The organism is Pelagibacterium montanilacus, assembly GCF_003992665.1.
In the GTDB taxonomy this organism is placed as follows: Bacteria; Pseudomonadota; Alphaproteobacteria; order Rhizobiales; family Devosiaceae; genus Pelagibacterium; species Pelagibacterium montanilacus.
In genome coordinates this window covers 33,483-59,474 of the sequence record NZ_RZMX01000009.1, presented here as the reverse complement: position 1 = coordinate 59,474, position 25,992 = coordinate 33,483, and the positions used below count along the sequence as shown (strand labels likewise).

Genomic DNA, 25,992 nt, shown 5'->3' with positions numbered 1-25,992 from the left:
CGGCGGCCTCCCTCTCCGCCACTTGGCCTCGCGAAAGCGTTCTCCCGATCCGGCTGCGGCCGGATTTTCTCGTTGTTTTCGAGGGTTATGCGGGAGGTGCTAAGCACTGGCAGCGGTGCCAGAAGGTCCAGAAGCGGTCTCTAGGGGCCGATATTCTCCGGACCTCATGACTGCGCGCAATCGGTAAATTCTTCTCAAGCCTCTGGAAATATAGGTCTTTTTCGAGCTCGTGGCTGAGCACTTCGATTCCAGAGGCGTTTGGTAGATGGCACCGGGATCGAAAACCAAGAGCTCACCTCCGAACACCTGGCGAAATCGGGACGCATAGGTTTGGAGCAGGAAAATACGCGGGCGTTGACCGCACAAAAACCCAGAACTGCATCGTCGACAAAAGTGATCGGTCTGGTACGTTTGAGACGACCTGCCATTCACTCTTTGCCCTAACGACGAAACGTCGAAACTCTCAACTGGTACCGCTCGTCTCATCAGAATGCCCATCTTCAGTCACAGCAGAGGTTGGCGAACCGTCGGGTGCGCTGGGGATGTTCTCATGCAATAGCTCCGCCGATTGTGGATAATCGCGCTCCCGAAGGTTCTTATAGTTTCGGCGAGCCTCTTTCACAAATTGCTTGCTCGGCGGTGCAATGTTGCAGATAAGCAAATCGACAAGTACTTTCGAAAAGTCAGTTCCGCTGAGGATCTTGCTGCCCTCTGAAGACCAGATCGCAGTCCATGGCGCTGCGGTCAGTTTCCAATCGAGCTTGGAAAGTTGCTTCATGGCGCCGCTCCAATCGATAAGCTCCTGCTGGATGCACTGAGCGACTGCTTTAGCGAGGGCCTCTTGAACAATTGGCCTCATGAACGGATGCCCAGCTCCCTCGTTGTCCTTCGGCGCCCTGACGTCCCGCGCGCTATCAGACTTCAGAAGACGATCCTTAATTGCGCCGCAATTGGAGAGAAGGTCGTCAACTCTTGTGGCGAGAACCTCATACGAAGCATCGAGCAAGTCGTTGCTGGGTCGGGCCTTCTCGTCACGGATCTCCTTTGGCTGGTCAAATGCCAAGCTCCTAAGGACATTATACAGAGTCATTATGCTCGTGATTGCAGACCTGTCCGCTTTTGGAATGCTCTTGCCGGCAATCTTTAGTTTTCCCTCGCTATCCTGACCAAGGATGACGCGAACCTTTCCTTCTTGCCTGAGGAATTCATGCTCTTGAATTAGCCGCCGCGTAAGAATCGCTATGCCATCATCCTCATCGAGAACAATGTTCTCGGCACCAGAAGTGACTTTTGCGTTCCTGTTTATGTTCGTGAAAAGTCGTCGAGTTCTCTGCCGGCCTTCTTGGGTGTCAAAATGCGACACCATTATGACGCAGATATCTTCCGTAAGGAGATCTTGATTTTTCATGACCGCCTCTTTGATTGCTTTTAGGCGATGCTGTCCGTCAAGTGCAAAATATTGCTGGTTCCCATCAAACGTTAAAACTCCGAAGCCCTTGTCAAGGCCCTCAGTGAGTGAGTCGGAATCAGTTATCTCGACAGGTGTGTAATGCGGCTCACCTCCCCATGCGGCAATGATCAACGCACCGAGAAAGCGATGAGGCGAGTTAATCAAATACTCTGTAATTTCTTTCGTTCGATCAGAAAGGCCTCGTTGAATTAATTGGTTGAGCTCCTTGTTGCCCGCCAGTTCGTGCGCGAAATTCACCTCTCGCGCCACTTGGCCATAGCTCATGTGGCAAATGTAGTAATTCCAGTCACCAACTTTCGCTTTGAAGGCTGGTATGAGTGTCTTGTTGCCCACGAGTGCTCCTTTCGATCTAGAACGCAGTTTCTGCCTCGAGGTACCGACCTCGAATTGATTTCTGCTTGTTTAGGGGTGGATTTAGAAGATCTATTAGTTTGTCTTCCAGGTCTGGAATTGAGAGTTTGTCGTCAACCACAAGAAACCAAATACTTAATGGCTGAAGGCAGAGATATTTCGACAGTCTCTGTTCTCTCGTCATATTTTCTTTCGTTTCGTACAGGAGCCGCGGGTCGCCCATTATGTACTTTTTGTACTCGCCCTCGAATCGTTTCCGTATGGTGGTATCGAACGCTTTTCCGACATAAAGACACCAGTCAAAGCGGTTCTCACCGGCCTCCGTTTGAAACGCGAGCGGTGGCTCCCAACAGAACATATAGATCCCATGCCTGTCTGGTAGCATCTGGCCAACATCAGGATTAGCGCGAAGTTTCTGCCATTTTTGCGAGCCGCCATTCATAGCGGAGCTTACCTGTATACAGAAGTCTTCGTCTATCAGCGCCTGGATGGGAATTTCACTGACCAATCGCTTGATTGACCGGTTCCGATTTAACGCTAGAATACTCTTTAAGCGAGTGGAGTACTCAGTGCCATTCATGTTGCAAGCCTACTTGTGACAAATAACACATGAAGCCGCGACCTCTGCCGTGCCGTAGGCTTCGTCAATCTCGACCTCACTGAGATTGGCGCGCAGTGGGTTCTTTGGCCGACGTGCTTTCGCGCGCGCGAGGCGCCGTTCGTAATCCTCTTCGATTTGCTTGATGCGCTTCGGCTGCTCTAGTTCAGAGAGCGACTCCCGGTCGCTCCAGGTAAACGGCGAGCCATGTTCAAGTGCCGTCTTTTCGTATGCCTTGGCCTCTTCGAAGGCCTCTGGATGGGTCCGTTTCAGTCGCACCCATTCGATCTTTTGCTGATAAAAGCAGAAGGTGCAGCCACTACGGGAGCGCCAGTCATAATAGGTGGGAAGGCCAAGGCCTGACGATTCCAGCAACTCGACCACAGCTGCCTTGTCGAGGCCATGTTCGCGCAACGGAAGGGTAATCTTCAAATTGGGATGGGTGGCTAGCATGCCGGTGCGTGCAGGCTCATCTGCTCGGATCGCGACATAGCTGATGATTTCTATTCCAGCATCGAGGTCGCTCTTCACCCATTTCTCAAAGGGACGCAGCTTAAGCTGGCGTGTGCACCAACGTGTGCGCGGAGAAGGGAGGAAGTTACCATACTCCTTGAGCCAAAAATCGAAGTCCCGGTCGGGATTGAGATACGCAATAGGTCGTCCGAGAAAGCCCTCCAAGCGCCCTAAGAATTCGTAGACCTCTGGCAACTCCTTACCCGTGTCGGTGAAGAAATACTCGATCGGCAGGTCCGGGTAGGTTTGGCGCATAAACACAGCCAAAGCCGCGCTGTCACGCCCGCCAGACAAGCCCAGAACATGGCGCGCACTCATACGGCTTGGCTCCTTATATCGTCATTGGGATCGCTCATGCGCTGCATGCCAGCCTCTGCCAGAGCGGCGAGCGCCACAGCGTCACTTACGCCGGCTTGGGCAAAGATATCCTGCAGGCTTTCCGCGATCGCCTTGGCGGTGTCTTGCTCTTTGGCAGATAACTCGACAGCCCAAAGCGCCGTCTTGCCATTTTCACCCGTACCGACCACCACCCCAAGGGCATGGCGGCTTGGAACGCGCCCCTGGACTTTCGCCAGCATTTCGGCTTGGCGGAATGCCAGAGCGAGCTGGCCGGCTTCCATCGCCGCCCGGCTGGGCTCCAGATCACTCCAATTGCGGGGCGGTTTGCTGACGAGCAAGCCGGCCAAGGATTCCATATCTGGAAGGGTGCCTAAGAAGCTCTGAAGGCGTGAGGCAAATGCGTCCAAGCGAAGATCACCTGAGATCCCCTTGATGGTCTCAGCGCGGCGCTGCAGTTCCTCTAGCAGGTTGCCATCGTGGCCAAGCGCATCCAGCATTTTGTCCCTTAGGCGGGTCAGCATGGCTTCGTACGCTTGATGCAGCTCACGCAGCATTCCGCCGATTTCACCCGCTATCGCTGCCGGAGTGTCGCGGCCGCTTAACTGCACAAGATCGACGAAGATGGTGCGGTGAGGATCATTGGCAGCGCGCATGATCCGGCACAGCTCCTGGGATTCCTTGGATAGAGAGGACGTGCGCCGGGTCCAGTCCGGCAAGCGCATCACAAACTCCACCAAGGCTTGTGCGATATCCAAAGGTTTGGACTCGGGCGCACGTCCCATCACGGTTTCTATTTCTGCACTGAGTGCTTTGAGCAGAGCTTTTCCATCCGTCTTGGGATCAACATGCCGGAGGGACAAATCGCGCGGGTCCTGTAGCAACCGATCAATCACGTAGTCATTGATCTCAGGCTGGAAGATGCCCTCGACATAGACAGCCATCGAAGAGCGATGGGCTAGGACAAAGGCGGCGGCGAGCAAAGGCAGCAAGCCAGAGCGCACCCCAAACGGCGGCTGCTGCCATAGGCTATACACGTCCAACAAGGGGAACTCGCCATCCCTATTCTGGGCATGCTCCTTGGCTGCATCCCACATGGGGATTAGGCTCTGACCGGTTGCCTTGGTCGGTGCACGGAAGTCGAAGGCACTGTTGTATTTGCGGTGCAGTCCGTTGGCTTTGAGGACGGTGCGATAGAGACCCATCTCAGCCGGGAACCCTTCCATGCCGAGATCATCCTCGTCCGAGTGATTGACCATGGCATGCAACAGCGCACGTACGGCGGCTTGGCTGTTGCTGGAGGGCTGCTCGCGGTTCACCAGCTCACTGCGGATATGCGGAGTCAGGGGAAAAGTTTCGTCCGCCAGAGTTGAGGCAATCTGCGCGATCGCTTTGGTGGTGCCGGCCTCGTAGCTAGCACCGCGCACATACCAGGTCGCTTGAACAAAGCCTCGGCGGAGGGTGTCCTCTAACTCTGCGCTGACCACGGCAAGCCGAGCCTCAACCTCACGGCGCGCAACCGCATCGCCCTCCAACGCCGGGTGCCCTTGGCGAATGGCTTCCAAAGCCAACAGGGCCGAGCCAGCTCGACGGATATGCTGCGCATTGGGAGGCACGCCGAGTGCCACAGGATAGCAGCCCGCTCTGTGAGACGCGTCACAGCAGCTCTGCGCCAGCTGGGCGACTGGCACCACATCATCGGGGATCACCAAGAGAAACTGGCCTGCAGCCCCATTGGTCGGCTGATAACGTTCAACCAGTTTCGGCGCGGCCTGCGGCGAGGTGAGCGCCGTCGTGAACCAACGCAGAGTGCCCGTGGTGAAGTAATGCTTCTTGGCAAGGACTGGCTGCAAATCAGCGAAGGCTGACAACCGATCCAGGTTGAGTTCTCCGAGCTGGGCCTGTGCTTCACTCAGAGCAGTCTCGATGTCGAAGTCACTGCCGGCAAACAGAGCAAAAGCATTTAGATGGCCCCTGAACGCCGCAACAGACCAATCCTGAAGGTGCTGTAGCGCCTGATCAATTTCCTCAGATGTGGCCTCCGGCGCGCAACTTTCGAGTATGCTGCGCTCTGGAAGGACGCCGCTGCCGCCATGGAATAGTTCGATTACCGCAATGCTCTTGGCCAGTTTCAGCTGCAGTGGCCCACCCCGGTGCTCGCAGCGCTGGAGTGCTTCGACCGCCTGCGACCAGCGATGGGAATCCGGCGAGGCCAGGATGGCGGGCTCTAGGTTCGCTCGAAGATAGTCCCAAAGCTGTGACGGGTCATAGAGCGTCCCGCCAGCCTCGTGGGTTTTCAGGAATTCCTGAAACCCGCCCGGTTCCGCAGAATTGAGGAAGCCGAACACGCTGCGCTCATTCTGGCCGAAGCGCCGGCGCGACAAGGGGCCAATCAACGACGCCGTGACTGGATGCAGCGGCCAGCAGGCAGCCAAGCGCGTGAAAAGATCCTCAGGGCTACCAGGTCTGCGTCGGCGAATGGCACCGGCGACAGTCTCGATGATAGTGGCGGGGACCTCAGCCTCATCCGAATGGATAAGGGCACGGCCAATCAGATCGAGCACCTCATCAGTCGCAGTGACAATCGGGATATCCACATAGCGGCCCTGGATCTTAGCCCAGTCTTCCTGCATCTCGGCACCGAAACGGCGCGCATACTGGTCGAAGGATTGGTGCAGGACGCCGACGATCAGCAGCCGACCCTCGCAGCGCGCAGCAGCCTCAGCAAGATCTTGAAAGAAGTGGATGTCAGCAGTGCCGTCAGCGGCTGCTTCGAGGTATTTGCCAAGTTCATCAATAACGAGCAGCACGCCGGCCTCTGGTCGTGCAGAGGCTTCCTTCACGAGACGTTCGATTACATCCCGACCTGCCAGATCAATCTGTCGGCGCTTGGTGCGCGCCGGCTTAGCCTCCCGTGCAACAGCATCCGCCAAGGCCTCGCGAAGATCAGATACTGGATCCGCGCGGCGCCCAACGAGGGGCACGACAAGCCACGGTTCTTCCTCCTGTGGGAAGGCGTCGTGAAAGCAGGGCATATCTCCAAGTAACTCAAGGCCGTCTTGGTTCTGCTGGAAGCTGCCGCCGAGTATTTGGCAGAGCAAAAGCGCCAGGCTTGACTTGCCGCCACCATAGGGACCGGTCCAGGTGAAGGCATGCTGACCGGTTTCCTGGAATAGTCGCGCCATAGTCTCCATCGCCTGCCGGCTGGAGCCATGGCATACATAGCCCTGCAAAGCGCCATCGATAGCGTGATCTGTGTCGAGCCGGACCGAACGCTGGAACCGACGAGAAACTGTTACAATGTCGGACAGCTTGCTCATGCGGCACTCCTCTGCTTAGCGGTCTCGTAGGCGGAGGCCAGGAACATCATGGGATCAGGGTTGAGGGAACGGCGCGCAACGTTGCGGACCCCGGCCGTGTCGGACCAGAGGTAAGCTCGGGCTGTGCTTTCCTCTATGCGTGCTAGGCGCTCGACCAACGCATCCTCATCAAGCTTAAAAACACGCCCGGGTGAGCCTGGCTCGAAAGTCAACGCCTCGACCGAAAGCGTCTGTTGGTCTGGCGCATGCCGCATCCAAAACTCGTGAAGCGCATAAAGAAAGACGCCATCTGGCAGGGTCGGCTTAGCCCCGCGCCGGAACTGATAGGATTTGCTGCTCACTGCCCGGATCAGTCCGAGCGGCACTAAGGCCGGCTCAAAAAGATCATCGCTGAACTTGCCCTGACGGGTTGGCACATAGCTGCGCAAGAAACACTCGACGTCCCGCTTGATGGTCGCATCAGATGCTCGGATCTTGTTCTTCAAGCGCGCATTCTGCTGATCGCGATAGTCGCGGAGCGGCGCTGCAATCGCGTCGTGGTCGAAGGTCTGAACGGTGAGGTGATTGAAGACGTAGAACCATGTCGTGCACCGCTCAGGCGTACCCGCCATCATCCAATGGAGCAGCCATAGCGTTGCGGGAGCCTCGAGAAACGGATCGACGCCGGTTTCATCGGAAAACAGATAATCGCCAATATTCGTGGTGCGGAAGACATCGCCGTCTTCCTTCAAGATTCCGCAGGTTAGCGCCCAATGGCGGATAGCGCCGACCATATTCTTGCCAACTCCGAAGGTGACAATGGCCTCAGCATCGTTGAACAGTGATTTTGGCGCAACGCCGCCCTTGGCAGCGGCAACCTGATCGTAAGCCTTCTTCAGCCAGAGATGGCGAAGCGGGAAGGTTTCATGGCCAGAGAACTGGGCCCGGAAAGCAGGGTTGGCGAGTGGACCTCTGATCATGAAATGCTCCTCCTGGACGTGGCATCCAGTCTGTGAGGCAGAAGGAGTTTTGCGAGGGTTTGGCGATCCATCTTCGTCTTACTCCGCAGCGACGGCGTGAGACAGGCGGATTGCCTTTTCGCAGATCAGCTCCACCGCCTGATCAATATCATCGAGTGTGGTGAAGCGCCCGAAGCCGAGGCGCAGTGACGCTCGGGCCTCGTCGGGTGTAAGGCCAATCGCGCCAAGCACATACGAGGGCTCGATCAGGCCAGCATTGCAGGCAGATCCCACTGATGCGGCAAGGTCTGCCTGCAACATCATCAGCAAAGCATGAGCGTCGATGCCGGGAATGCGAATATTTAGACAGCCACTGAGGCTACTCTCTTCTGAGCCATTGACCCGAACACTGGGGATCCTTTCGCGCAGGTGGGTTAGCAACCGCGCCCTGAGTGCTATCGAATGCTGCTCATCTATATCATGCTGGACAAGCGCCTTCTCCGCGGCGGCCGCAAGGCCCGCACAGAGCATCGGTGCAAGTGTGCCGGGTCGCATCCCGTCCTGCTGACCGCCGCCATACATGATTGGAGCAATCCGTGAACGCGCATTGCTGGCGATGTAGAGCGCGCCGATACCCTTCGGTCCATAGAATTTATGCGCTGACAGGCTGACTAGATCGATGTTGAGGGCGAGCACATCAAGCGGCTGCTTTCCCGCGAGCTGCGCAGCGTCACTGTGGAAAAGGGCTCCCATTTCGGAGCAGAGCGCGCTTATCTCCTCCAACGGCTGCAGCGTGCCAATTTCATTATTGGCTGCCATCACAGAGACTAAAGCCGTGTCGGGCCGGATCAGCTGCGCCAAACGCTCCAGATCGATGATCCCATCCGCGTCGACGGGGATTATCTGAACTTCAAAGCCCTGTTTCGAGAGGGCCGCGGCCGGAGCAAGCACGCATTTATGCTCAATGGCGGACACCAGAATATGCCGGCGCTTCGTACGCTGCGCGACGCCCATCACGCTGAGGTTATTTGCCTCAGTTGCGCCTGCAGTGAGAATAATCTCGCCAGGTGCGGCACCGATAAGGTCAGCCACGGCGCGGCGAGCATCTTCCACTGCCCCGGCAGCCTCCCAGCCAAACCGGTGCTCAGAATGCGGGTTGCCGAACCGGTCATCAAGGAAGGGCAGCATTGCGGTGCGCACTTCTGGATCAAGCGGCGTAGTTGCTTGATAATCCAGATATATCGGTTTTCTAATGCTCATCTCAGTCCTTCGGAGCCGACTGCGAGAAGGGCAGCTCGGCCTGCTTGGTTTCGTCTTGCCGCTCCACGAACTCGGCTACTGCGCGGCGCACAGCCCATGACAACGAGAGATCGTTGCTCTCTGCTATGCGCACCAACTTCGCGTGGAGCTGAGGGTCCAAGCTCACTGTGAAGCGGACAGCGTCCTTCTTACCTTTGGGTCGGGGCATGTTCCTGAAGGCCTGTTTTGTGCACCATCATTCACCAAATTAGCATTACCTTCAACCCCAGACTGGAGGATTCGTCCAGCTTCGACGTCTGAATTGCATGCATACACTAGACGACGGCCGATGTTCACGCAACGTTCTGCCGTCGCGTTCACTCGAAAAGCGCCTGTGGTGTAGCAAGCAGGACATCCCTCACTTGGGTCTAAAGGTCTGACATATCAGGGGTTTTTAAGAATTTTGCTGACCACTCGGCTGGGACCGACTCCATCACTCGCGCCAGCGTGACCTCCGGCCCCTGCTTTCCGTCAAGGATCGCCTCGACGATATCCGGCGCGAGAAGCGTCAGACGCAGCACGCGGGTCATGTAGGAGGAGGTGATCACCTCGCGCTCGGCAAGCTCCGCGATGGTGGAGAACTCGCCGGACTCCAGCATGCGCTTCCATCTAAACGCGCGCGCCAGCGCCTTGACGAGGGCGCTGTCCTTCCGGTGCGGCGGAGCGGCGCCTTCCGGCAACTGCGTCTCCTTACGCCCGCCGCGCTTCACGAGGCGGAACGGGACATGCAGCGTCACCGTGTCGGGGATCGGAGCCCCGCGGGTCACGCGGCTTCTCCGATTCCGCCGGCCAGCATCTCGCGCGCGAGGCTGCCAAGGCCGTCCACGCGCAGCCGGACGTTGAGCCCATCCGTGCCGATGTCCACGCGCTCGACCATCAGCGCCACGATACGCGCCTGCTCGGCGGGGAAAAGCTCGTCCCAAAGCGGATCGAGTTGCTGCAGAGCCGCACGGGCGTCGGCCTCGGTGATGTCGTCGGCGTGGGCGCGCGCCGCCTTCCACGTCCCCGCAACGATCTCGGGCTGGCGGAAGACTGCGCGCAGCTGGTCGATCACGGCGGCCTCGATCTCGCCTGCGGGGACACGACCCACCGGGCACGACCCGGCACCGTGCTTCAGCACCGTCTGGCTGACGTAGTAGCGGTAGAGCCTGTCGCCCTTGCGGGTATGCGTCGGTGAGAACGCGGCGCCATCGGGACCGAACAGCAGCCCCTTCAGCAGCGCGGGCGTGTCGGCGCGCGTGCGCGCGGCGCGCTTGCGCGGGCTCTCCTGGAGGATGGCGTGAACCTTCTCCCAAGTCTCGCGGTCGATGATCGCGTCGTGCTCGCCGGGGTAGCTATCGCCCTTGTGGACCGCCTCGCCGATGTAGGCGCGGTTGCTGAGCATCCGATAGATGTACTTCTTGTCAATCCGGTTGCCGCGCGGCGTCCGGATGCCGCGCGCGCCGACCTCCCGCGCCAGTTCCGTGCAGGATCCGATGTCGAGGAAGCGAGAGAAGATCCAGCGCACATGCGCGGCGCTCTCGTCGTCGATCACCAGCTTCCGGTTCTCGACGCGATAGCCGTAGGGCGGCACGCCGCCCATCCACATGCCCTTCTTCCGGCTGGCGGCGACCTTGTCGCGGATGCGCTCCGCCGTCACCTCCCGCTCGAACTGGGCGAAAGACAGCAGGATGTTCAGCGTCAGCCGGCCCATCGACGTGGTGGTGTTGAAGGACTGGGTGACCGAGACGAAGGTCACGCCGTTCCGGTCGAACACCTCGACCAGCTTGGCGAAATCAGCCAGCGAGCGGCTGAGGCGGTCGATCTTGTAGACCACCACCACATCGACCAGCCCGTCCTCGATGTCAGCCATCAGGCGTTTCAGGCCGGGCCGTTCCAGCGTGCCGCCCGAAATGCCGCCGTCGCCATACTGATCGCGGACAAGCACCCAGCCCTCTGACCGCTGGCTGGCGATGTAGGCCTCGCAGGCCTCGCGCTGGGCGTGGAGCGAGTTGAACTCCTGTTCCAGCCCTTCCTCGGAAGATTTCCGGGTATAGACGGCACACCGCAGCTTGCGGACGACCTTCGATTTATCGGGTGGCTTCGTCATGTCCGCCCCCTGTGGTTCTTGAGCCCGAAGAAGACCCAGCCGTTCCAGCGCGTGCCGGTGATGGCGCGCGCGATGGCCGACAACGACTTGTAGGGTCGGCCCTGCCACTCGAAGCCGTCGGCGGTGACTGTGACGATCTGCTCATTGCCCTGCCACTCGCGCAGCAGCCGAGTGCCGGTGATGGGCCGGTCGCGATCAGCGCGGATGCCACGCTTCTTCTTGTCACCGCCGTCCAGTTCCTCGCCCAGCCGTTCCAGCCGCCGGATCGTCTCCGGCTTAAGTCCGCCATAGGCAAGTTCCTGGATCCGATAGGCCAGCCGACTCTCCAGGTAGCGGCGGTTGAACGGCGGCGGCTCGCTGTCGAACAGGTCGCGCCACTGTTTCTTCAGGTCGGGCGTCGGCGTGGTCTTGAGCGCGGCCAGGCGCGCGGGGATGGGAGCGGGCTTGTTCATGCATTTCTCCGGTGAGTTGGAGTTGCATGACGGCATTGGTCGGGCGGATAGTGTAGGCAACGTTCTCCAGTATCGTCAGATACTTCGCCCGTCTCCCGCATCCGCAACCGAACCAGCCCGAGCGCCAGCAGCCCGCACAGTTCGGCGCGTCGCTCGGCGGGGGTCATCTGGTCGGGCGGCAGAGGATTGGGGCGTTTCATGCGGGCCTCGGAGTGGTCGTCTCCTCTGGCCTCTACTCGTCGCTGTCGGAAACCGTCCCAGTCGATCCCGCGCAGGTTGATGAATCACGCAAAAGAACGTATCAAGAACACTGGTTTTGCAGGAAAGGGGATTCGTCGTGGCAGGCAATTTGAAGAAGTTCGTTAACCCCCGGTTCATCAAGACCATTGATCTCGCCCTGATGAAGCCGCTGCTGGCGCGGCACGAGGGCAAGTACAAGGGCTTCTCCATCGACCTGCTGGACCAGGAGGAGGATACCGCCCGCGAGGCGCTGGAGAAGCTGCTGACCGGTGCCGAGGACAGCTATCCCGAGGGGCTGCGCGGCGATCTGCACCGCATCGCGGAACTGGGCGACGCCCGCGGCCTTGAGATCATCCAGGCGCAGGCCGCGCGTCAGGGCGTCGATCTGTTCCCCGACATGAAGACCGGCGACGAGGACGCGCCGAACAAGGCGCATGATCCCAAGCACATCGCCGTCCGGGTGTTTCTGGAGCATCCTGACCTGTTCGACGCGGCCGCCGATCACATGGCGATGCTCACCGCCGACCGCCTGCATGAGTATGCCGGGCGGGAACGTGGCGTCGCGATCGATCTGACGGCGGAGAAGGTCGAGGCGTTCCGAACGGCCGTCGCCGCGCTCTTCCGTGACGCCTTTCTCGGGGACTACTGCCGGGTGGGCGACTACGACGACGATGACGAGATCAACCTCGTGGTCAGCCATGGTTCGATGGTCTCGACCATGCCGGTCGTCGAGGGCCAGGTTGAACGGGTCATCAGCGTGCGCCAGATTTCCCACGCCGTGCTGCGATACTCCGAGAACACCGGCATGTTGCGGCTGGCCCGTATCCGGAAGGCGCATCAGCCCGAGATCGCGGAACTCTTCGCCTCGATCATCCTCGACAGACCCGGCTTCTTCGACGGCGACGATGCGCAGGACCTCTATACCCTGCGCCCGGTCGAACTGGCCGGACCGGGCTTCGTCTTCGATGCCGCCTACGATCCACTGATCGACAAGGTGCTGATCATCGAGGCGGCGGCCGACCTGATGGCGCCCGGCAAGAAGGGGTATCCCCGCGTGGTGCGCACGCTGCGGTCGCGGGATCTCGGCGGTGACGCGCTCCAGCATTTCGGCAGCACACCGGTGTCGTTCGGCGGCGCCTGGCGGCTGGGCGAGCTCGTGTTCCGGATCCTGTTCAAGAGCGACGGCAAGCGCCAGCCGCAGGTCACGGTCAAGCTGCGGCCCCCGGGCGTCGTGCAGTTCCGTCGCACCCAGCATGAGGCGCGGGTGATGAAGCTGATCGAACGGAACGGGCTGATGAATCCGACGCGCAGATGAACGACCTCGAGCCTGCCGACATAAGAGGCGATCACCGCGTTGAGACGGTCGTCGAGGTTCTGGTCAACGATGACGACTTCGAAACCGGGAGGGTCGCGCAATGCGGCGAGGCTCTCGAGACAGTCACTCAAATCCCCGTCGTCCGCCACCGTTGCGATGACGAGAGAAACAAGGAAAGGCTTTTGCACCATAGGTATCCGATAAAATCTTATCTTGTTGCCAAACGTGAAGGACGCCGGGCACGCTAGTGGACGGTTACAATAGTTTGGCCCTCCGAGGAAATGCTTTCTGTCCAGCATTGTATGGATTAACTGCGTGACGCGGAAACGGGGAATCGGTCAACCGTCTCGCTCGCGCGTTAGCTGCTGCGTCGCAGATGGCGAGGTTGCTCCTGAATCAACGGCAACGGCCCCCTCCAGCGAGGCAATTAACCAACATGTTGGCTTGGCGCCCTCAGCCATCGTCGGGCGCCGGACGGGTCGACAACCAGATAAAGACCATTGCCTTCCGCATATCGTCCCGGAGCCTTCAGGTTGCGCACCTGGACGGCCGTGAGGGCGTTTATCGGGTGTCTCTTCCTGCTCGCAGCCATTCAATTTTGCCCCACAGAGCAATTGGCTTTCACCATATTTTCTGCACACTGCCGCACAACCCGAATACGAAAATGCAAGGCGGACAGGGCCTTAACGTCTTTATCTGCACGATACCGGACGCTAAAGCGGCGACCTCCCTCTCCCCCATTCGCCGTCCAGGCCACTGATATTGTTATCGTTTGCGCATGTGCGCGCGGGCGATCATCACCTTGGCCGTCTTGCCCTAGAACTCGTCCCAGTCCGCACTGATCGCCAGATTGCCCGATACCGGCGCGCTTGGCTTTGGCCGTATCGGCGTCGGGGCCGCTGGCATTTCCTGCTCGGTGGTTGTCACAAAGATATCCACTATGGCGTCAAGTTCGATAGCTTGGCCTTCGGTCTGCTCCACGGCGGCATTGGTCTCTTCGACCAGCGCCGCATTGTGCTGGGTCATCTCGTCGAGTTGGCGGACCGCGACGTTGATTTCCTTGATCGCGAGGGATTGCTCGGCGCTGGCCTTGGCAATGGAATCGACCAGTCTTGCGTTCTCGCGTGCCGCGTCGAGGATTTGCGCCAGCCGGTCGGCGGCCTGCTCGACGAGCTTGGTGCCGCCGCCGACTTCGTTGAGGCTGGTCTCCACCAGGGCCTTGACGTCCGAGGATGCAGAAGCTGCCGATTGGGCGAGCCGGCGCACCTCGACCGCCACCACGGCAAAACCGCGCCCCGCGTCACCCGCGCGCGCCGCCTCCACCGAGGCATTGAGCGCCAGAAGGTTGGTCTGGAAGGCGATGTCGTCGATCATGCCGATGATGCTGGAGATCTTGGCCGAGGACGCCGAAATCCTCTGCATGGCCTCATTGGCCCTCTCCATGACCTCACCCCCCTGGGTAGCGGAATCCGAGAGGTTGCGGGTGTTTTCCGCCGCCGTGCGCGCATCCTTGGAGCTGGAAACGACCGCACCCGACAACTGCTCCATGGTCGCCGACGTCTCCTCGACCGTGGTCGCCTGCCTGGCGGTGCGCTCGGCAAGATCATTGGCGCCCGCAAGAATCTCTCCTGTCGCAGTCTTGACCGTCGTCGATGTCTGCTTGAGCCGGTCTACGATGTCGACCAGCTTTTCGAGCGAGGCGTTGTAGGCCAGACGGAGGGCCTCGTACTGACCGGAAAAGCGCTGCTCGATCCGCCCGGTCAGATCCCCCTGCGCCAGGCACTGCAGACTGATGGTCAGCGTGTCTATGATCGCTTCGGCGCGCTTGCGCTCGGTGATGTCGGTGGCGAACTTGATCACCTTGACCGGCTGGCCCTTGGGGTCAAGGATCGGGTTGTAGCTCGCCTGAATCCAGACTTCCCGGCCCCCGCGTCCCAGGCGCCGAAACTCCCCGGCCACATACTCCCCCCGGCGCAGCCGCGCCCAGAACTCCCGGTACTCCGGGCTCGCGGCATAGTCCTTTTCGCAGAACATGGCGTGATGCTGGCCCCGGATATCTTCCATGCCATAGCCCAGTGTTGCGAGGAAATTCTCGTTGGCGGTGATCACCTCGCCATCGAGGGTGAACTCGACAACCGCCTGCACACGGTTGATCGCGGCAACCTGGGCCGAATGATCGGCCGCCTTCAGCTTCTGCTCGGTGATGTCGGTGGCGAACTTGATCACCTTGATCGGCCGCCCGGCCCTGTCCAGAACCGGATTGTAGCTCGCTTGAATCCAGACCTCGCGCCCGCCCTTGGCATAGCGGCAGAACTCGCCGGCGCGATACTGCCCCTCCCCGAGCTCCGTCCAGAAGGTCCGGTACTCCTGGGTGGCGGCATAACCGGGATCGACGAACAGGCTGTGGTGCCTGCCCTGCACCTCGGCCAGATCATAGCCCATTGCGGAAAGGAAATTGGCGTTGGCCGCAAGGATCGTTCCGTCCAGCCGGAACTCGATCACCGCTTGCGACCGGTTTATGGCCTCGAGCTTGGTTCGCGCTTCGTCACGATCCCGGTTTCGCAGCTTGGGAAACATCCTGAGCACCCCCGAAATCTGCTGGCCGCGCGCGTCGCCGCCATTGCCATCAATCCTGCCCGATCAGACCGCACCGAAAATGCACTCGGCCCCTTGCCCTCCGGTTAACGGCCTATGCCCGCATTCTACCTAGCTGCTGCTTCAGATCGAAGGGACATTGCCCGCGATCCTGAGCGATTGGCCCTCATATCCGCTCAGGCGAATGAACAAGTGCCCGTCCTCGGGCAGATCGCCGTAAATTCCCCCCGTCAGCATGTCGAGCACGGGTCCGGTCTCAACATGATCGAGCACGATCGTTTCCTCGAGCGGTTCAGGACCGAAATTGAGCGCCGTCACCTGTATGCCGCGCCCGTCGGGCAGCTCGTGCACCATCACCAGCAGCGCCGGGTTCTGCACGTCCGGAACGGCGATCTGGCGGGCCGCGTAAAGCCCGTAGGATTGCCGGACGGCAAGCAGGTGCTTGAGCTGGTTTGCAAAGGAGTTCGGATCTTCGAGCTGCTGGGGAAGCGAACCGTACAGCGTTTGCGCCTTGGGCAGACCGGCACTGGAATGCTGGGCCCCCGGATTGACGTCGATCAGATCATAGCCCCCGCGCTCGATCCAGCGGGTGTCGCCTTCGGCAACCAGGTCACCGACCGCGTCCGCCGGCAGCGGAAGCGCGCCCACGATATCCCAGCCCGAAAGCGCAAAGACCCCCGGCTGGAATGCGTTGTACATCACGAGGAGCAGATGGATGCGCTGGATCAGCTCCTTTTGCTCGGGTGTGATGGCGTCGAGATCCCGGATGCCCAGAGCCGCCGTGATCACGCTGATCGTCGTGCAGGCCACCCCGTTCGCCACGAAACGCAGATTGTAAGGCGCGGCATCACCGGTGAGCTTGTTATAGAGGATATCGCGCAGATGCTCGCGCAGCAGCGCGCCCGGCCAGGCCTGACCCTCGAAGGTGAACGTGTCGCTGGCGTGCTTGGTCCAGAAATGCACCAGTTCGAGCGTCAGCTCATCATGGTTCTGGAGCGCATGGATCAGCGAGGCCGGGTCGATATCGAAGTCATCCATGATGCCCAGCATCATGCGCAGAAATTCCGTGTTGCCGGTCAGGAGCGCGTGCTGATAGGCCGGGCGGGTGATGAAATCATAGCTGAGGTCGGCGCCACCCTTGGACATTTCCGCGATGTCGTCGACGGTGAGGTTGAGTTCCTGGAACGTGAACCCGCCCGCCTTGCGCACCATGCCCGCGATGATCTGGTTGCCCACCAGCGAGAGCGGATGGCCCTCGGACCAGGCCGTCTCCTCATGCCGGACCTCGACGCCGAGAAATCCGTTGGCATCGAGCCGCAGCCCGCGCGCGCCCAGCACGTCGAGCGAATGGAGCGCGTCTCCCACGATCATCTGTGGGGCGGCGAACGATGGATCGAGCCAGTTGAGCGAAGGCTGGCCCTCCTTGAAATAGTGAAGATAGACCCAGCGCCGGGCAATGCCGTCGACCCCCACGATGACATCGGTCGCGCTCCAGTCGGTCTCCTTGACCCCGGGCTCGAAAAAGATCACCCGGCGCAGCTGACCCACGATATGGCCCTTGGCCTTGAGGGCATCGACACAGTCGGGAGACATGTTGGCCGCGCGCCGGCCCTCGGGGATCTCGGGCAGAAGGTGCCAATCCTCCTCGGGAATCTCGACCATGTGGTAGAGCCCGGGGTAATCGCCGTAAAACATCTCGGCAAGGCGGAAGTCGGCGCCCTTGCCGGTATGGGCCGGGATGATGTCGTCGATCACGATCGAATTGTAGGCCGCCGCGACCCGGCTCATCGCTACGAATTCGTCAGACGTGCCGTAATGGGGATCGATCTCGAAGCTGATGCGATCGAAATTGCCGTCCACCGTCGGCGTCTTGACCCCGTCGCGGATGCCTCCGGCCTCCTTCATCGGCCCGGTATGCACACCCTGCACACCGATCGAGGCAAGGCAGCGCCAAAGCTCGGGATCCCCCAGGGTGGCGAGAACGCTCTCACCCTCGCGCGTCACGATCGCGGCGGGATAGGCGGTGAACCACACCGAGGCCAGAGCAGAAGCGGCCCGCGGGCGTGCCTCGGCATAGGGGTTGCGCCAGAAACGTCCCTTGCCCGCATAGCGGGCGGCGAGCTTGCGCGCATTGGCGAGCATCGACTGTTCCAGGAGCCAATCGATGTACTGAGGGTCTGGTTTGTCCATGTCTGGCCTGTTCGATGGTTGGGCAATGATTGTCGCCAGCCGGGCTGACGCGAAGTGTCGGCTTTCCAACTCAACGCTCGGATGGGGCCGCCGATGCGTCCTTGTGCATTCGATCCGCTCCTAGGCATGGACCGGTTTTCCACGCGCGAGCGGCTCGACAAGACTCCACGCCTGATCGTCGTTTGCAAGCTCCTCGAGGGTCAACCTGTATTTCCGTCGCCAGTTCGGATGCTCCGATGCCGTGCCCGGGACGTTGACCGGATCGATCTCGCCGGTCATGTCGTCGAGCTGGGTGGACAAAAGCATCGCACCCGTCAGCCCCAGAAACCGGTGAGCGTATCGCGCAAACGCCTCGGGCGTAACGAGAGAGGGATTCGACCCGTCCGGGACGAGCCCCTCACTGGCGAAGGCGGCAAGGATATTTTTGCGTTCGCGCGCGCGTCGCTCGTGCTGGCTGCGCGTTTCCTCCTCGGTCTCGAACGCGCCCAGACTCTGCTTGAGGACGAGGTCGTCGCCCCGCCACCACGCCAGCAGGGTCGGCAGGTCGTGACTTCCGGTATTGGCGAAGGCCAGCGCCGGATAGACGTCCGGCGCAAAGAACGTGCCGACGTCGAAGTCCTGTTCGAAAAACAGCACGCGATAGGACAGGACATTGGCAGCCGAGAGCCGTTCGCGAAAGCCGCTGGGCACGGTACCCAGATCCTCGCCCACCACCAGGCAATGCTGGCGCTGGGATTCAAGGGCAAGAACGCCAAGCAGATCGTCCAGCGGGAAGCTCACATAGGCGCCCTCGGCCGGGCTCTTGCCCTCGGGAATGCAGAACAGCCGCCGCAGACCCATGACATGGTCGATCCGCAGCCCGCCGGCGTGGAGCATGTTTGCGCGGATCAACTCTGCAAAGCTGCGATAGCCCTCCCGGCCCAGTTCAACGGGATCGAAGGGCGGCAGGCCCCAGTTCTGGCCCGCTGGGTTGAAGATATCGGGCGGCGCGCCAACAAGGCTGCGCCGGAGAAACGCATCGGGGTTGGCCCATGTCTCGGCTCCGGCAGCGGCGCACCCCACCGCCAGGTCGCGATAAAGCCCAACCGCCATGCCCTTCCGCCGCGCGGCCTCTGCAGCGAGGGCGAACTGTTCGTCGGCGACGAATTGCAGCCAGTCCTGGAAGTCCACCTCGTCCCGGTGCTCACGCGCATATTCTTCCAGTGCAACCGAACCGCAGGTTTGCAGATCCTCGGACCAGGCCCGCCAGTCCACATGGTCGGACCCTGAGGATGCGAAACGCTGGCGCAGCACCTGAAAGAGCGAAGCACGCCGCAGGCTCTCGCCTTTGTCGTGGCGGAACGTCTCGAAAGCCGCCTTGCGCTCGAGAGCCGCATCATCGGTGAAGGTGGTGAACAGGATGCGCAACGCTTCGAGCTTGAGCGCCGTGACACCGGCATAGTCCACGAGCGCGGAGGCGCGGCAGCGTTCGCGCTTGGCCTGGAAGACCTCCGAGCGCGCCAGATCCTGAGCCGCCCGCGATAGCGCCCATTCCGGCACGGCCTCCACGTCGATATAGATCGGATTGAGATAAAGGCGTGTGGCGGGGGAATAGGGGCTGGCTGCTTCGGGGTCATCAAGGAACATCTGGTGCATGGGATTGAGCCCGAGCAGTCCGCAGCCGCGGCCGCCCGCCAGTCCAATCAGCGCGACGAGGTCGGAGAAATCGCCGATCCCCCAGTTTCCGGCCGACCGGACGAGATAGAGCTGAACGGCTATGCCCCACTGGCCGTCCTTGACCTCCTGGGGCAGCCAGCACTGGCCGGGACTGACGATCAGGTGCGTTGCGGCCTCCACCTGAGGCAGGCGCAGCGTATGGTAACCGTACGGAAGGTCCGTGAGCTCCAGCACCATCCTGCTCTCCGAAGGGGCCATGCCGGACCAGTCGAATGTCCCGCTGGTTTGCTCGCCGGTCTCAAGGACCACGCGCCACTCGAGCGGGTTGGGCAACCCACCGCCCCTGATCTCCACGCGGCAGATACCGTCCCGGGGAACGGTGACGACACTTGCCGGAAGCTTTGCCGTGGCGCGCGCCTTGGCCAGCTCCAGCGCGTCCCGGGCATCAGCCTCGCTGGCGATGTGAACCCCCATGCTGTCGAGCAGAAGGCCAAGCGTTTCGCTGCTTACGGCGACGGTGGTTCCAAACGCGTTTTCGAACCGGCTGGATATTCCGTAGCGCTCCGCCAATTGCTGCAATGGAGAAGGTGTGGTCTCTTTGTCGGGTTTCATCAGCTCTCCTGGTGCGCCGGCGGGACGCGGACCGGGGGAGCTGGGCCATTTGCGCCCCCACTTAAGCAATAGACTCACTCAGTTTGAGTTCCGCGAGTTAAAACGAAACCAACTCTGCCCTGGCGCATTGGACGTGGAGGGCTGGACACGCTGCGGGGGCCACATGCTGCGCAAGACTGAGAAAAGCAAATCGGGGAAACGGACCACGCTGCCCCTGGCCACCGACGCCACGAGCCCCGCCCTGAGCACGACTGACGAGCGCCTCATGGCTCTGGCAGCCAACCGCATTGCCATCGAAGGCATCGAGCCAGAGATCGACGGCGGGCGGTTTGCCTCCAAGGCCGTGATCGGGGAACCCGTCCTTATCCAAGCGGATGTCTTTGCCGACGGCCATGAAAGCATCGATGCAGCCGTGTTGTACCGCGCCAAGGGCACCGACGCTGTCTGGCTCGAGGAGCCGCTGGAATTCGTCGAGAACGACCGCTGGCGGGCAAGCGTGGTCTTTTCCGAGAACCGGCTTTACGAGTTCACCATCATCGGCTGGCGCGACCTTTTCGGCACCTGGCGCAAGGACACCGCCAAGAAATACGCGGCAGGCCTCGATATCGCACTCGAGCTCGAGGAAGGCCGACGCCTGCTCGATTCTGCCCGGCACGCCGACCGGGCCACCCCCGCCGACAAAGGCGCGCTGGACCGGGTGCTGGACACCTTTGGCGGACTCGCCGACAATGGGGTCAGGTGGGCCCTGCTCAGCTCCGATGATATCGCTGCACTGATGACCCGGGCTGCGACGCGGACCAATCTGAGCCGCTACGAGCGTGACCTCGAGATCTTCGTTGATCGCAAGATCGCGGCCTTCGGCGCCTGGTACTGCATGTTTCCGCGCTCGCAATCGGGCGATCCGCACCGCCACGGCACGTTCGACGACGTCATCGGCAAGCTGCCCTATGTGAGAGATTTGGGCTTCGACGTCCTTTTCTTCACCCCCATCCACCCGATCGGCGAGGCCAACAAGAAGGGCAAGAACAACTCCCTGACCGCGGGCCCCGATGATCCAGGCAGCCCCTATGCCATCGGGTCGGCTGCCGGGGGACACGAGGCGATCGACCCCAGGCTGGGCACGTTCGAGGATTTCGACCGCCTGGTCGCCGCCGCCAGCGCCCATGGCCTCGAGATCGCGCTGGATTTCGCCATTCAGTGCTCTCCGGACCACCCCTGGATCAAATCCCATCCCGAATGGTTCGACTGGCGGCCGGACGGGACCATCAAATACGCCGAGAACCCGCCCAAGAAGTACGAGGACATCGTCAACGTCCACTTCTATCGCGATGCCATTCCCGACATCTGGTACGCGCTGCGCGACATCGTGCTGTTGTGGATCGAGCACGGGGTCAAGATTTTCCGGGTCGACAATCCCCATACCAAGCCGTTCCCGTTCTGGGAGTGGATGATCGGCGAGGTCCGGGCAAAGCACCCCGATGCAATCTTCCTCTCGGAAGCCTTCACCCGTCCCAAGGTCATGAAGCGGCTGGCCAAGGTGGGGTTTGCGCAGAGCTACTCTTATTTCACCTGGCGCAACGCCAAGTGGGAGCTCGAGCAATACCTGACAGAGCTGACCACCGAGGAATGCCGGCATTACATGCGGCCGAACTTTTTCACCACCACCCACGACATCAATCCGCGCTACCTTCAGACCAGCGGCCGCCCCGGGTTCCAGACGCGCCTGGTTCTGGGCGCCACCCTGGCCAGCACCTATGGCGTCTACAACGGCTTTGAAATCTGCGAAGCCGAGCCGGTGCCGGGCAAGGAGGAACACCTCAACTCCGAGAAATACGAGATCCGGGCCTGGGACATGGACCGCCCCGACAACATCAAGGGGGACATCGCGTTCATCAATCGGTTGCGCCGCGAGCACAAGGCGCTCCAGCAGTTCACCAATCTCGATTTCATCAACGCCTGGAACGACACCATCATGTGCTACGCCAAGTACACAGATGACCTGTCGGACTTCCTTTTGTTCCACGTCTGCCTCGACCCCCACACCGCCCAGGGCGCCGATTTCGAGGTGCCGCTTTGGAAATTCGGCTTGCCGGACGACGCCTCGATCGAGGTTGAGGACATGGTGACCGGCCATCATTTCACCTGGCACGGCAAGAACCAGCACATCCATCTCGACCCCTATTATAAGCCCTATGCAATCTGGCGGCTCATTCCGCCCGGAGCCGTGCGATGAGCCCAGCCGATGGCAACGTGGGAACAGACCCGAAACTAGTCTCGACCGACGGCAGCCTGAATTCCGCGTGGGCGGGGCCGGGGTTCGCTCAGCTCGAGAACACCACCCTGCCCGCCTTCCTGCCGCGCCAGCGCTGGTTCGGCGCCAAGGACCAGACCATCGAAAATGTCCGGCTTGTCTCGCTCGGTGAACTCGAGCCGGGCAACCACGCCCTGCTTGTCGCCGATGTCCGGCTGGACGGCGAGACCCAGCGCTATCTGCTGCCGGTTTCGGCCATCTGGGAGGCGGTGGGTGAAACCCGAGCGCCCGTCCTTGCCCGCATCGGGTCCGGGGAGCGGTCCGGCGTTCTGATCGACAGCGCGCTCCATGAGGGGCTGGCACTCGCCCTGCTCGATGCCATGCGCCAAGACATGCACCTTGATGCTGAAGGGGGCACCGTCCTTTTTATCGGGAGCGACGCGCTGCGGCGCTATGAGCCTCTGGAGGCCCCGCATGCGCTCGGTGTCGAGCAGAGCAATGTCTCGATCGCCTTCGGTTCGAGCATCATTCTCAAGCTCTATCGCCGGCTGCGTGAGGGCGATCAGCCCGACGTGGAGGTGGCACGCTTTCTCACCGGTGTCGGCGGCTTTCGCAACACCCCGGAATTTCTGGGCGAAGTCCGGTTCCGCCCCAAGGACGGCTCGGCAACAACGCTGGCGGCGGCCTTCGCCTTCGTGCCCAATCAGGGCGATGCCTGGGCGGCGGTCACGGGCGCATTGGCCCTGAGCCTGAACGAGGACTCCGGTGATGCCGGGAGATGGCTCGGCGCTGTCCTTGGACGACGCACGGCCGAAATGCATCAGGCACTGGCCGTTCATACCGACGACATCGATTTCAGGGTCGACCCGTTGCAGCCCTCTGACAGTGCCGGCTGGGTGAGCGAGGCTGTGGGCGAAACGCGCGATCTGCTCGGTCGCCTCGAGCGGCGTTTGTCGGCTCTCTCGCCCTTCGCCCGCGCCATAGCGGAAGATATATTGGCCCGGCAGGACCGCCTGATCGCGCGGATCAAGGCCTGTGGCGCCATGGCGCCGTCCGGCGGCCGCTCGCGCATCCATGGCGACTACCATCTCGGTCAGGTGCTGGTCACCCGCGACGACGTGATGATCATCGATTTCGAGGGCGAACCCAAACGAAGCCTTGCCGAAAGGCGGGCCAAGTCCTCGCCCCTGCGGGACGTGGCGGGCATGCTGCGCTCGTTCCACTATGCGGCCTGGACCGCGCTCGACCGCTACCGGGATACAACCGGCGACCTGCCGGACACCGTTCGCGCCCGCGTCGAAGACTGGCGCCGGACCGTCACTGACGATTTTCTCGCCAGCTACCAAACCCACGTGGCCGGCGCGGCCAGCTACCCGAGCGATCCCGCGTTCGCCAGGGCGCTGACCGACCTCTTCGTGATCCAGAAGGCCATCTACGAAGTCGGCTACGAGTTGGCCAACAGGCCCGACTGGATCCAAATTCCCTTGAGCGGGATCCAAGACCTTTTGAACGAGGGCCAAAGCCCGGGACAATAACCATGAGTGAAGCAATCACGCAGCCATCGGCCTATCCTTCCGATGTCGAAGCCATCGTGCGCGGCCGTCACGGCAATCCGTTCGCCACGCTCGGCCCGCAGGGAGGCAAAGGTGCGCCCCTGGCCATCAATGTCTTTGCGCCCCAGGCGGCCCGGGTCGAGATCGTGGACAGCCTGACCGGGGAGAGCGTGACGCAACTCAAGCTCATTCACCCCGAGGGCTTCTTTTCCGGCTTCATCCCGGGACGCACCGAGCCCTTCGCCTATCGCCTGGCGTTGACGGCCGGCGATTTCAGCTGGGAGAGCGAGGATCCCTATCGGTTTGCACCGATCCTCGGGGAGATCGACGAACATCTGTTGGGCGAGGGGCGGCACTTCCACCTTTACGAGCGCCTCGGCGCCCATCCCACCACGATCGAGGGCATTGCTGGCGTCACTTTCGCGGTCTGGGCGCCCAACGCTTCGCGCGTCAGCGTCGTGGGTGAATTCAACGCCTGGGACGGCAGGCGCCACCCCATGCGCAAGCGCATCGGCGTGGGGGTCTGGGAGCTCTTCATCCCCGGGCTGGAAAAAGGCAGCGTCTACAAATACGAGATCATCGGTCAGCACGGCGAAAGACTGCCGCTCAAGGCCGATCCCCTGTCCTTTTTCCAGGAACAGCCCCCCGCCACCGCGTCGATCGTACATGGTCTTCCCGAGCACGATTGGCAGGACGGAGCCTGGATGAGCACCCGCGCCGACCGGCAGACCCTCGATGCCCCCATGTCCATCTACGAGCTGCATCTGGGCTCCTGGCGCACGGGTGGGGACGGCGAGGCCCTCGATTACGATGCCATTGCCGAATTGCTCGTGCCCTATGTCACCGATATGGGCTTTACCCATGTCGAGCTGATGCCGATCACCGAACATCCCTTTGGTGGGTCATGGGGCTACCAGCCCGTGGGCCTGTTCGCGCCCACCAGCCGCTTTGGCACGCCCGAGGGCTTTGCCCGGTTCGTGGACCGCCTCCATGGCGCCGGCATCGGGGTGCTTATGGATTGGGTGCCCGCCCATTTCCCGTCCGACGCCCACGGTCTTGTGCAGTTCGACGGCACGGCCCTTTACGAGCACGCGGATCCTCGGCTCGGCTTCCACCGGGACTGGAACACGCTGATCTACAATTTCGGCCGCAACGAAGTGGCCAATTTCCTGGAAGCCAGTGCCCTGTTCTGGCTCGATCGCTACCACATCGACGGGCTGCGCGTGGATGCCGTGGCCTCCATGCTCTATCTCGACTATTCGCGCGAGCCGGGCGAATGGATCCCCAACAGGTTCGGCGGCAATGAGAACCTCGAGGCCATCGCATTCCTCAAGGAAACCAACACGCGCGCCTATGAGCTCTATCCCGGCTCCCAGACCATCGCCGAGGAATCCACGGCCTTTCCCAAAGTCAGCCGTCCCATCTACGATGGCGGCTTGGGGTTCGGGTACAAATGGAACATGGGCTGGATGCACGATACGCTTCACTACATGCAACTCGACCCCCTCTATCGCAGCCACCACCAGGGCGAGATGACGTTCGGGCTGCACTATGCCTATACCGAGAACTTCGTCCTGCCCCTCAGCCACGACGAGGTGGTTTATGGCAAGGGCTCGATGCTCGGGAAAATGCCCGGCGACCGCTGGCAGAAATTCGCCAATCTGCGGGCCTACTACGCCTTCATGTGGGCGCACCCGGGCAAGAAGCTGATGTTCATGGGCTGCGAGTTCGGCCAGGAGAGAGAGTGGAATCACGATCAGTCTCTCGACTGGCACCTCCTGGACGACCCCCTTCACCGGGGCGTCCAGTCTCTGGTGGCCGACCTCAACCGCCTCTACCGCGACCGCGCGGCGCTCCATCAGCTCGATGCCGACCCTGCCGGATTTGAATGGGTCGACGCGAGCGATGCCCAATCGAGCATCTTTGTCTTCCTGCGCAAGGGCGAACCGGGCACGGACCCTGTGCTGGTTGTCTGCAACATGACCCCCACGGTGCGCTCCGATTACCGGGTTGGTGTCCCTCAGGGCGGCAGCTGGGGTGAAATCCTCAATTCCGACGCAGAGTGCTATGGCGGCTCGAACATCGGCAATGGCGGCACCATCAACGCCGAGGAGGTCGCCTGGCACGCCCGCCCCGCGTCCCTCCGCCTCACCTTGCCGCCACTGGGGGTCATCATGCTGGCGCCCAACGCGGCCACCTGAAGCCCCAAGAGC

The 25,992-nt window shown here is 61.3% G+C and carries 16 protein-coding genes; 4 read left to right on the top strand and 12 right to left on the bottom strand.

Annotated features, from left to right (window positions below):
• Positions 1–463 precede the first annotated feature (463 nt).
• From EO136_RS03655 to EO136_RS03615, 9 genes are all read right to left on the bottom strand, one after another.
• A complete protein-coding gene (locus tag EO136_RS03655) occupies positions 464–1,804 on the bottom strand; it encodes a DNA sulfur modification protein DndB (protein WP_127143119.1) in 1,341 nt (446 codons plus the stop codon).
• 607 nt (positions 1,805–2,411) lie between these two features.
• Complete coding sequence (locus tag EO136_RS03650; protein WP_127143118.1) at positions 2,412–3,251, bottom strand: phosphoadenosine phosphosulfate reductase family protein; 840 nt, start codon at positions 3,249–3,251, stop codon at positions 2,412–2,414.
• Positions 3,248–6,589, bottom strand: coding sequence for an ATP-binding protein (locus EO136_RS03645; RefSeq protein ID WP_127143117.1), 3,342 nt, complete (start codon positions 6,587–6,589; stop codon positions 3,248–3,250). Before EO136_RS03645 ends, EO136_RS03650 begins: the two co-directional genes overlap by 4 nt.
• The gene (locus EO136_RS03640) at positions 6,586–7,548 is read right to left on the bottom strand and encodes a DUF4007 family protein (RefSeq protein WP_127143116.1); all 963 of its coding nucleotides are present in this window, start codon (positions 7,546–7,548) and stop codon (positions 6,586–6,588) included. The genes EO136_RS03645 and EO136_RS03640 overlap by 4 nt, the downstream gene beginning before the upstream one ends.
• Before the next feature lie 78 nt (positions 7,549–7,626).
• Positions 7,627–8,787, bottom strand: coding sequence for a cysteine desulfurase family protein (locus EO136_RS03635; protein ID WP_127143115.1), 1,161 nt, complete (start codon positions 8,785–8,787; stop codon positions 7,627–7,629).
• A gap of 1 nt (position 8,788) precedes the next feature.
• On the bottom strand, positions 8,789–8,995 hold the full coding sequence (locus EO136_RS19080; protein ID WP_127143114.1) for a CopG family ribbon-helix-helix protein: 207 nt from the start codon (positions 8,993–8,995) through the stop codon (positions 8,789–8,791).
• A gap of 199 nt (positions 8,996–9,194) precedes the next feature.
• On the bottom strand, positions 9,195–9,593 hold the full coding sequence (locus tag EO136_RS03625) for a hypothetical protein (RefSeq protein ID WP_127143113.1): 399 nt from the start codon (positions 9,591–9,593) through the stop codon (positions 9,195–9,197).
• The gene (locus EO136_RS03620) at positions 9,590–10,915 is read right to left on the bottom strand and encodes a recombinase family protein (protein ID WP_127143112.1); all 1,326 of its coding nucleotides are present in this window, start codon (positions 10,913–10,915) and stop codon (positions 9,590–9,592) included. The genes EO136_RS03625 and EO136_RS03620 overlap by 4 nt, the downstream gene beginning before the upstream one ends.
• A complete protein-coding gene (locus EO136_RS03615; RefSeq protein ID WP_127143111.1) occupies positions 10,912–11,367 on the bottom strand; it encodes a DUF2924 domain-containing protein in 456 nt (151 codons plus the stop codon). The genes EO136_RS03620 and EO136_RS03615 overlap by 4 nt, the downstream gene beginning before the upstream one ends.
• 337 nt (positions 11,368–11,704) lie before the next feature.
• Here EO136_RS03615 and EO136_RS03605 point away from each other — a divergent pair, with 337 nt between their 5' ends.
• Positions 11,705–12,922: a hypothetical protein gene (locus EO136_RS03605; RefSeq protein ID WP_127143110.1), complete on the top strand. Its 1,218-nt coding sequence runs from the start codon at positions 11,705–11,707 to the stop codon at positions 12,920–12,922.
• A gap of 816 nt (positions 12,923–13,738) precedes the next feature.
• Here EO136_RS03605 and EO136_RS03595 read toward each other — a convergent pair.
• The 3 genes from EO136_RS03595 to malQ all read right to left on the bottom strand — a co-directional run bounded on the left by EO136_RS03595 (position 13,739) and on the right by malQ (position 19,975).
• Positions 13,739–15,499, bottom strand: a complete 1,761-nt coding sequence (locus tag EO136_RS03595; protein WP_127143109.1) for a methyl-accepting chemotaxis protein — start codon at positions 15,497–15,499, stop codon at positions 13,739–13,741.
• Between the two features lie 141 nt (positions 15,500–15,640).
• Positions 15,641–17,707 carry a maltose alpha-D-glucosyltransferase gene (treS, locus tag EO136_RS03590; protein ID WP_127143108.1) on the bottom strand — a complete coding sequence of 689 codons (2,067 nt, stop codon included), beginning with the start codon at positions 17,705–17,707 and terminating at the stop codon, positions 15,641–15,643.
• A gap of 120 nt (positions 17,708–17,827) precedes the next feature.
• A complete protein-coding gene (malQ, locus tag EO136_RS03585; protein ID WP_127143107.1) occupies positions 17,828–19,975 on the bottom strand; it encodes a 4-alpha-glucanotransferase in 2,148 nt (715 codons plus the stop codon).
• Between the two features lie 163 nt (positions 19,976–20,138).
• Between malQ and EO136_RS03580 the strand changes: the two genes are divergently transcribed.
• Genes EO136_RS03580 through glgB form a run of 3 tightly spaced genes read left to right on the top strand, consistent with a single transcriptional unit; the run spans position 20,139 to position 25,980 of the window.
• Positions 20,139–22,208 carry an alpha-1,4-glucan--maltose-1-phosphate maltosyltransferase gene (locus tag EO136_RS03580; RefSeq protein WP_206513260.1) on the top strand — a complete coding sequence of 690 codons (2,070 nt, stop codon included), beginning with the start codon at positions 20,139–20,141 and terminating at the stop codon, positions 22,206–22,208.
• Positions 22,205–23,761 (top strand): putative maltokinase, encoded by a 1,557-nt coding sequence (locus EO136_RS03575; protein WP_127143106.1) that lies wholly within the window; start codon positions 22,205–22,207, stop codon positions 23,759–23,761. The genes EO136_RS03580 and EO136_RS03575 overlap by 4 nt, the downstream gene beginning before the upstream one ends.
• Before the next feature lie 2 nt (positions 23,762–23,763).
• The gene (glgB, locus tag EO136_RS03570; protein ID WP_127143105.1) at positions 23,764–25,980 is read left to right on the top strand and encodes a 1,4-alpha-glucan branching protein GlgB; all 2,217 of its coding nucleotides are present in this window, start codon (positions 23,764–23,766) and stop codon (positions 25,978–25,980) included.
• Positions 25,981–25,992 lie beyond the last annotated feature (12 nt).

Coding starts and splice junctions, on each gene's coding strand:
- EO136_RS03650 (WP_127143118.1), bottom strand. CDS start 3,251: ATGAGTGCGCGCCATGTTCTGGGCTTGTCTGGCGGGCGTGACAGCGCG.
- EO136_RS03645 (WP_127143117.1), bottom strand. CDS start 6,589: ATGAGCAAGCTGTCCGACATTGTAACAGTTTCTCGTCGGTTCCAGCGT.
- EO136_RS03640 (WP_127143116.1), bottom strand. CDS start 7,548: ATGATCAGAGGTCCACTCGCCAACCCTGCTTTCCGGGCCCAGTTCTCT.
- EO136_RS03635 (WP_127143115.1), bottom strand. CDS start 8,787: ATGAGCATTAGAAAACCGATATATCTGGATTATCAAGCAACTACGCCG.
- EO136_RS19080 (WP_127143114.1), bottom strand. CDS start 8,995: ATGCCCCGACCCAAAGGTAAGAAGGACGCTGTCCGCTTCACAGTGAGC.
- EO136_RS03620 (WP_127143112.1), bottom strand. CDS start 10,915: ATGACGAAGCCACCCGATAAATCGAAGGTCGTCCGCAAGCTGCGGTGT.
- EO136_RS03615 (WP_127143111.1), bottom strand. CDS start 11,367: ATGAACAAGCCCGCTCCCATCCCCGCGCGCCTGGCCGCGCTCAAGACC.
- EO136_RS03595 (WP_127143109.1), bottom strand. CDS start 15,499: ATGTTTCCCAAGCTGCGAAACCGGGATCGTGACGAAGCGCGAACCAAG.
- treS (WP_127143108.1), bottom strand. CDS start 17,707: ATGGACAAACCAGACCCTCAGTACATCGATTGGCTCCTGGAACAGTCG.
- malQ (WP_127143107.1), bottom strand. CDS start 19,975: ATGAAACCCGACAAAGAGACCACACCTTCTCCATTGCAGCAATTGGCG.
- EO136_RS03580 (WP_206513260.1), top strand. CDS start 20,139: ATGCTGCGCAAGACTGAGAAAAGCAAATCGGGGAAACGGACCACGCTG.
- EO136_RS03575 (WP_127143106.1), top strand. CDS start 22,205: ATGAGCCCAGCCGATGGCAACGTGGGAACAGACCCGAAACTAGTCTCG.
- glgB (WP_127143105.1), top strand. CDS start 23,764: ATGAGTGAAGCAATCACGCAGCCATCGGCCTATCCTTCCGATGTCGAA.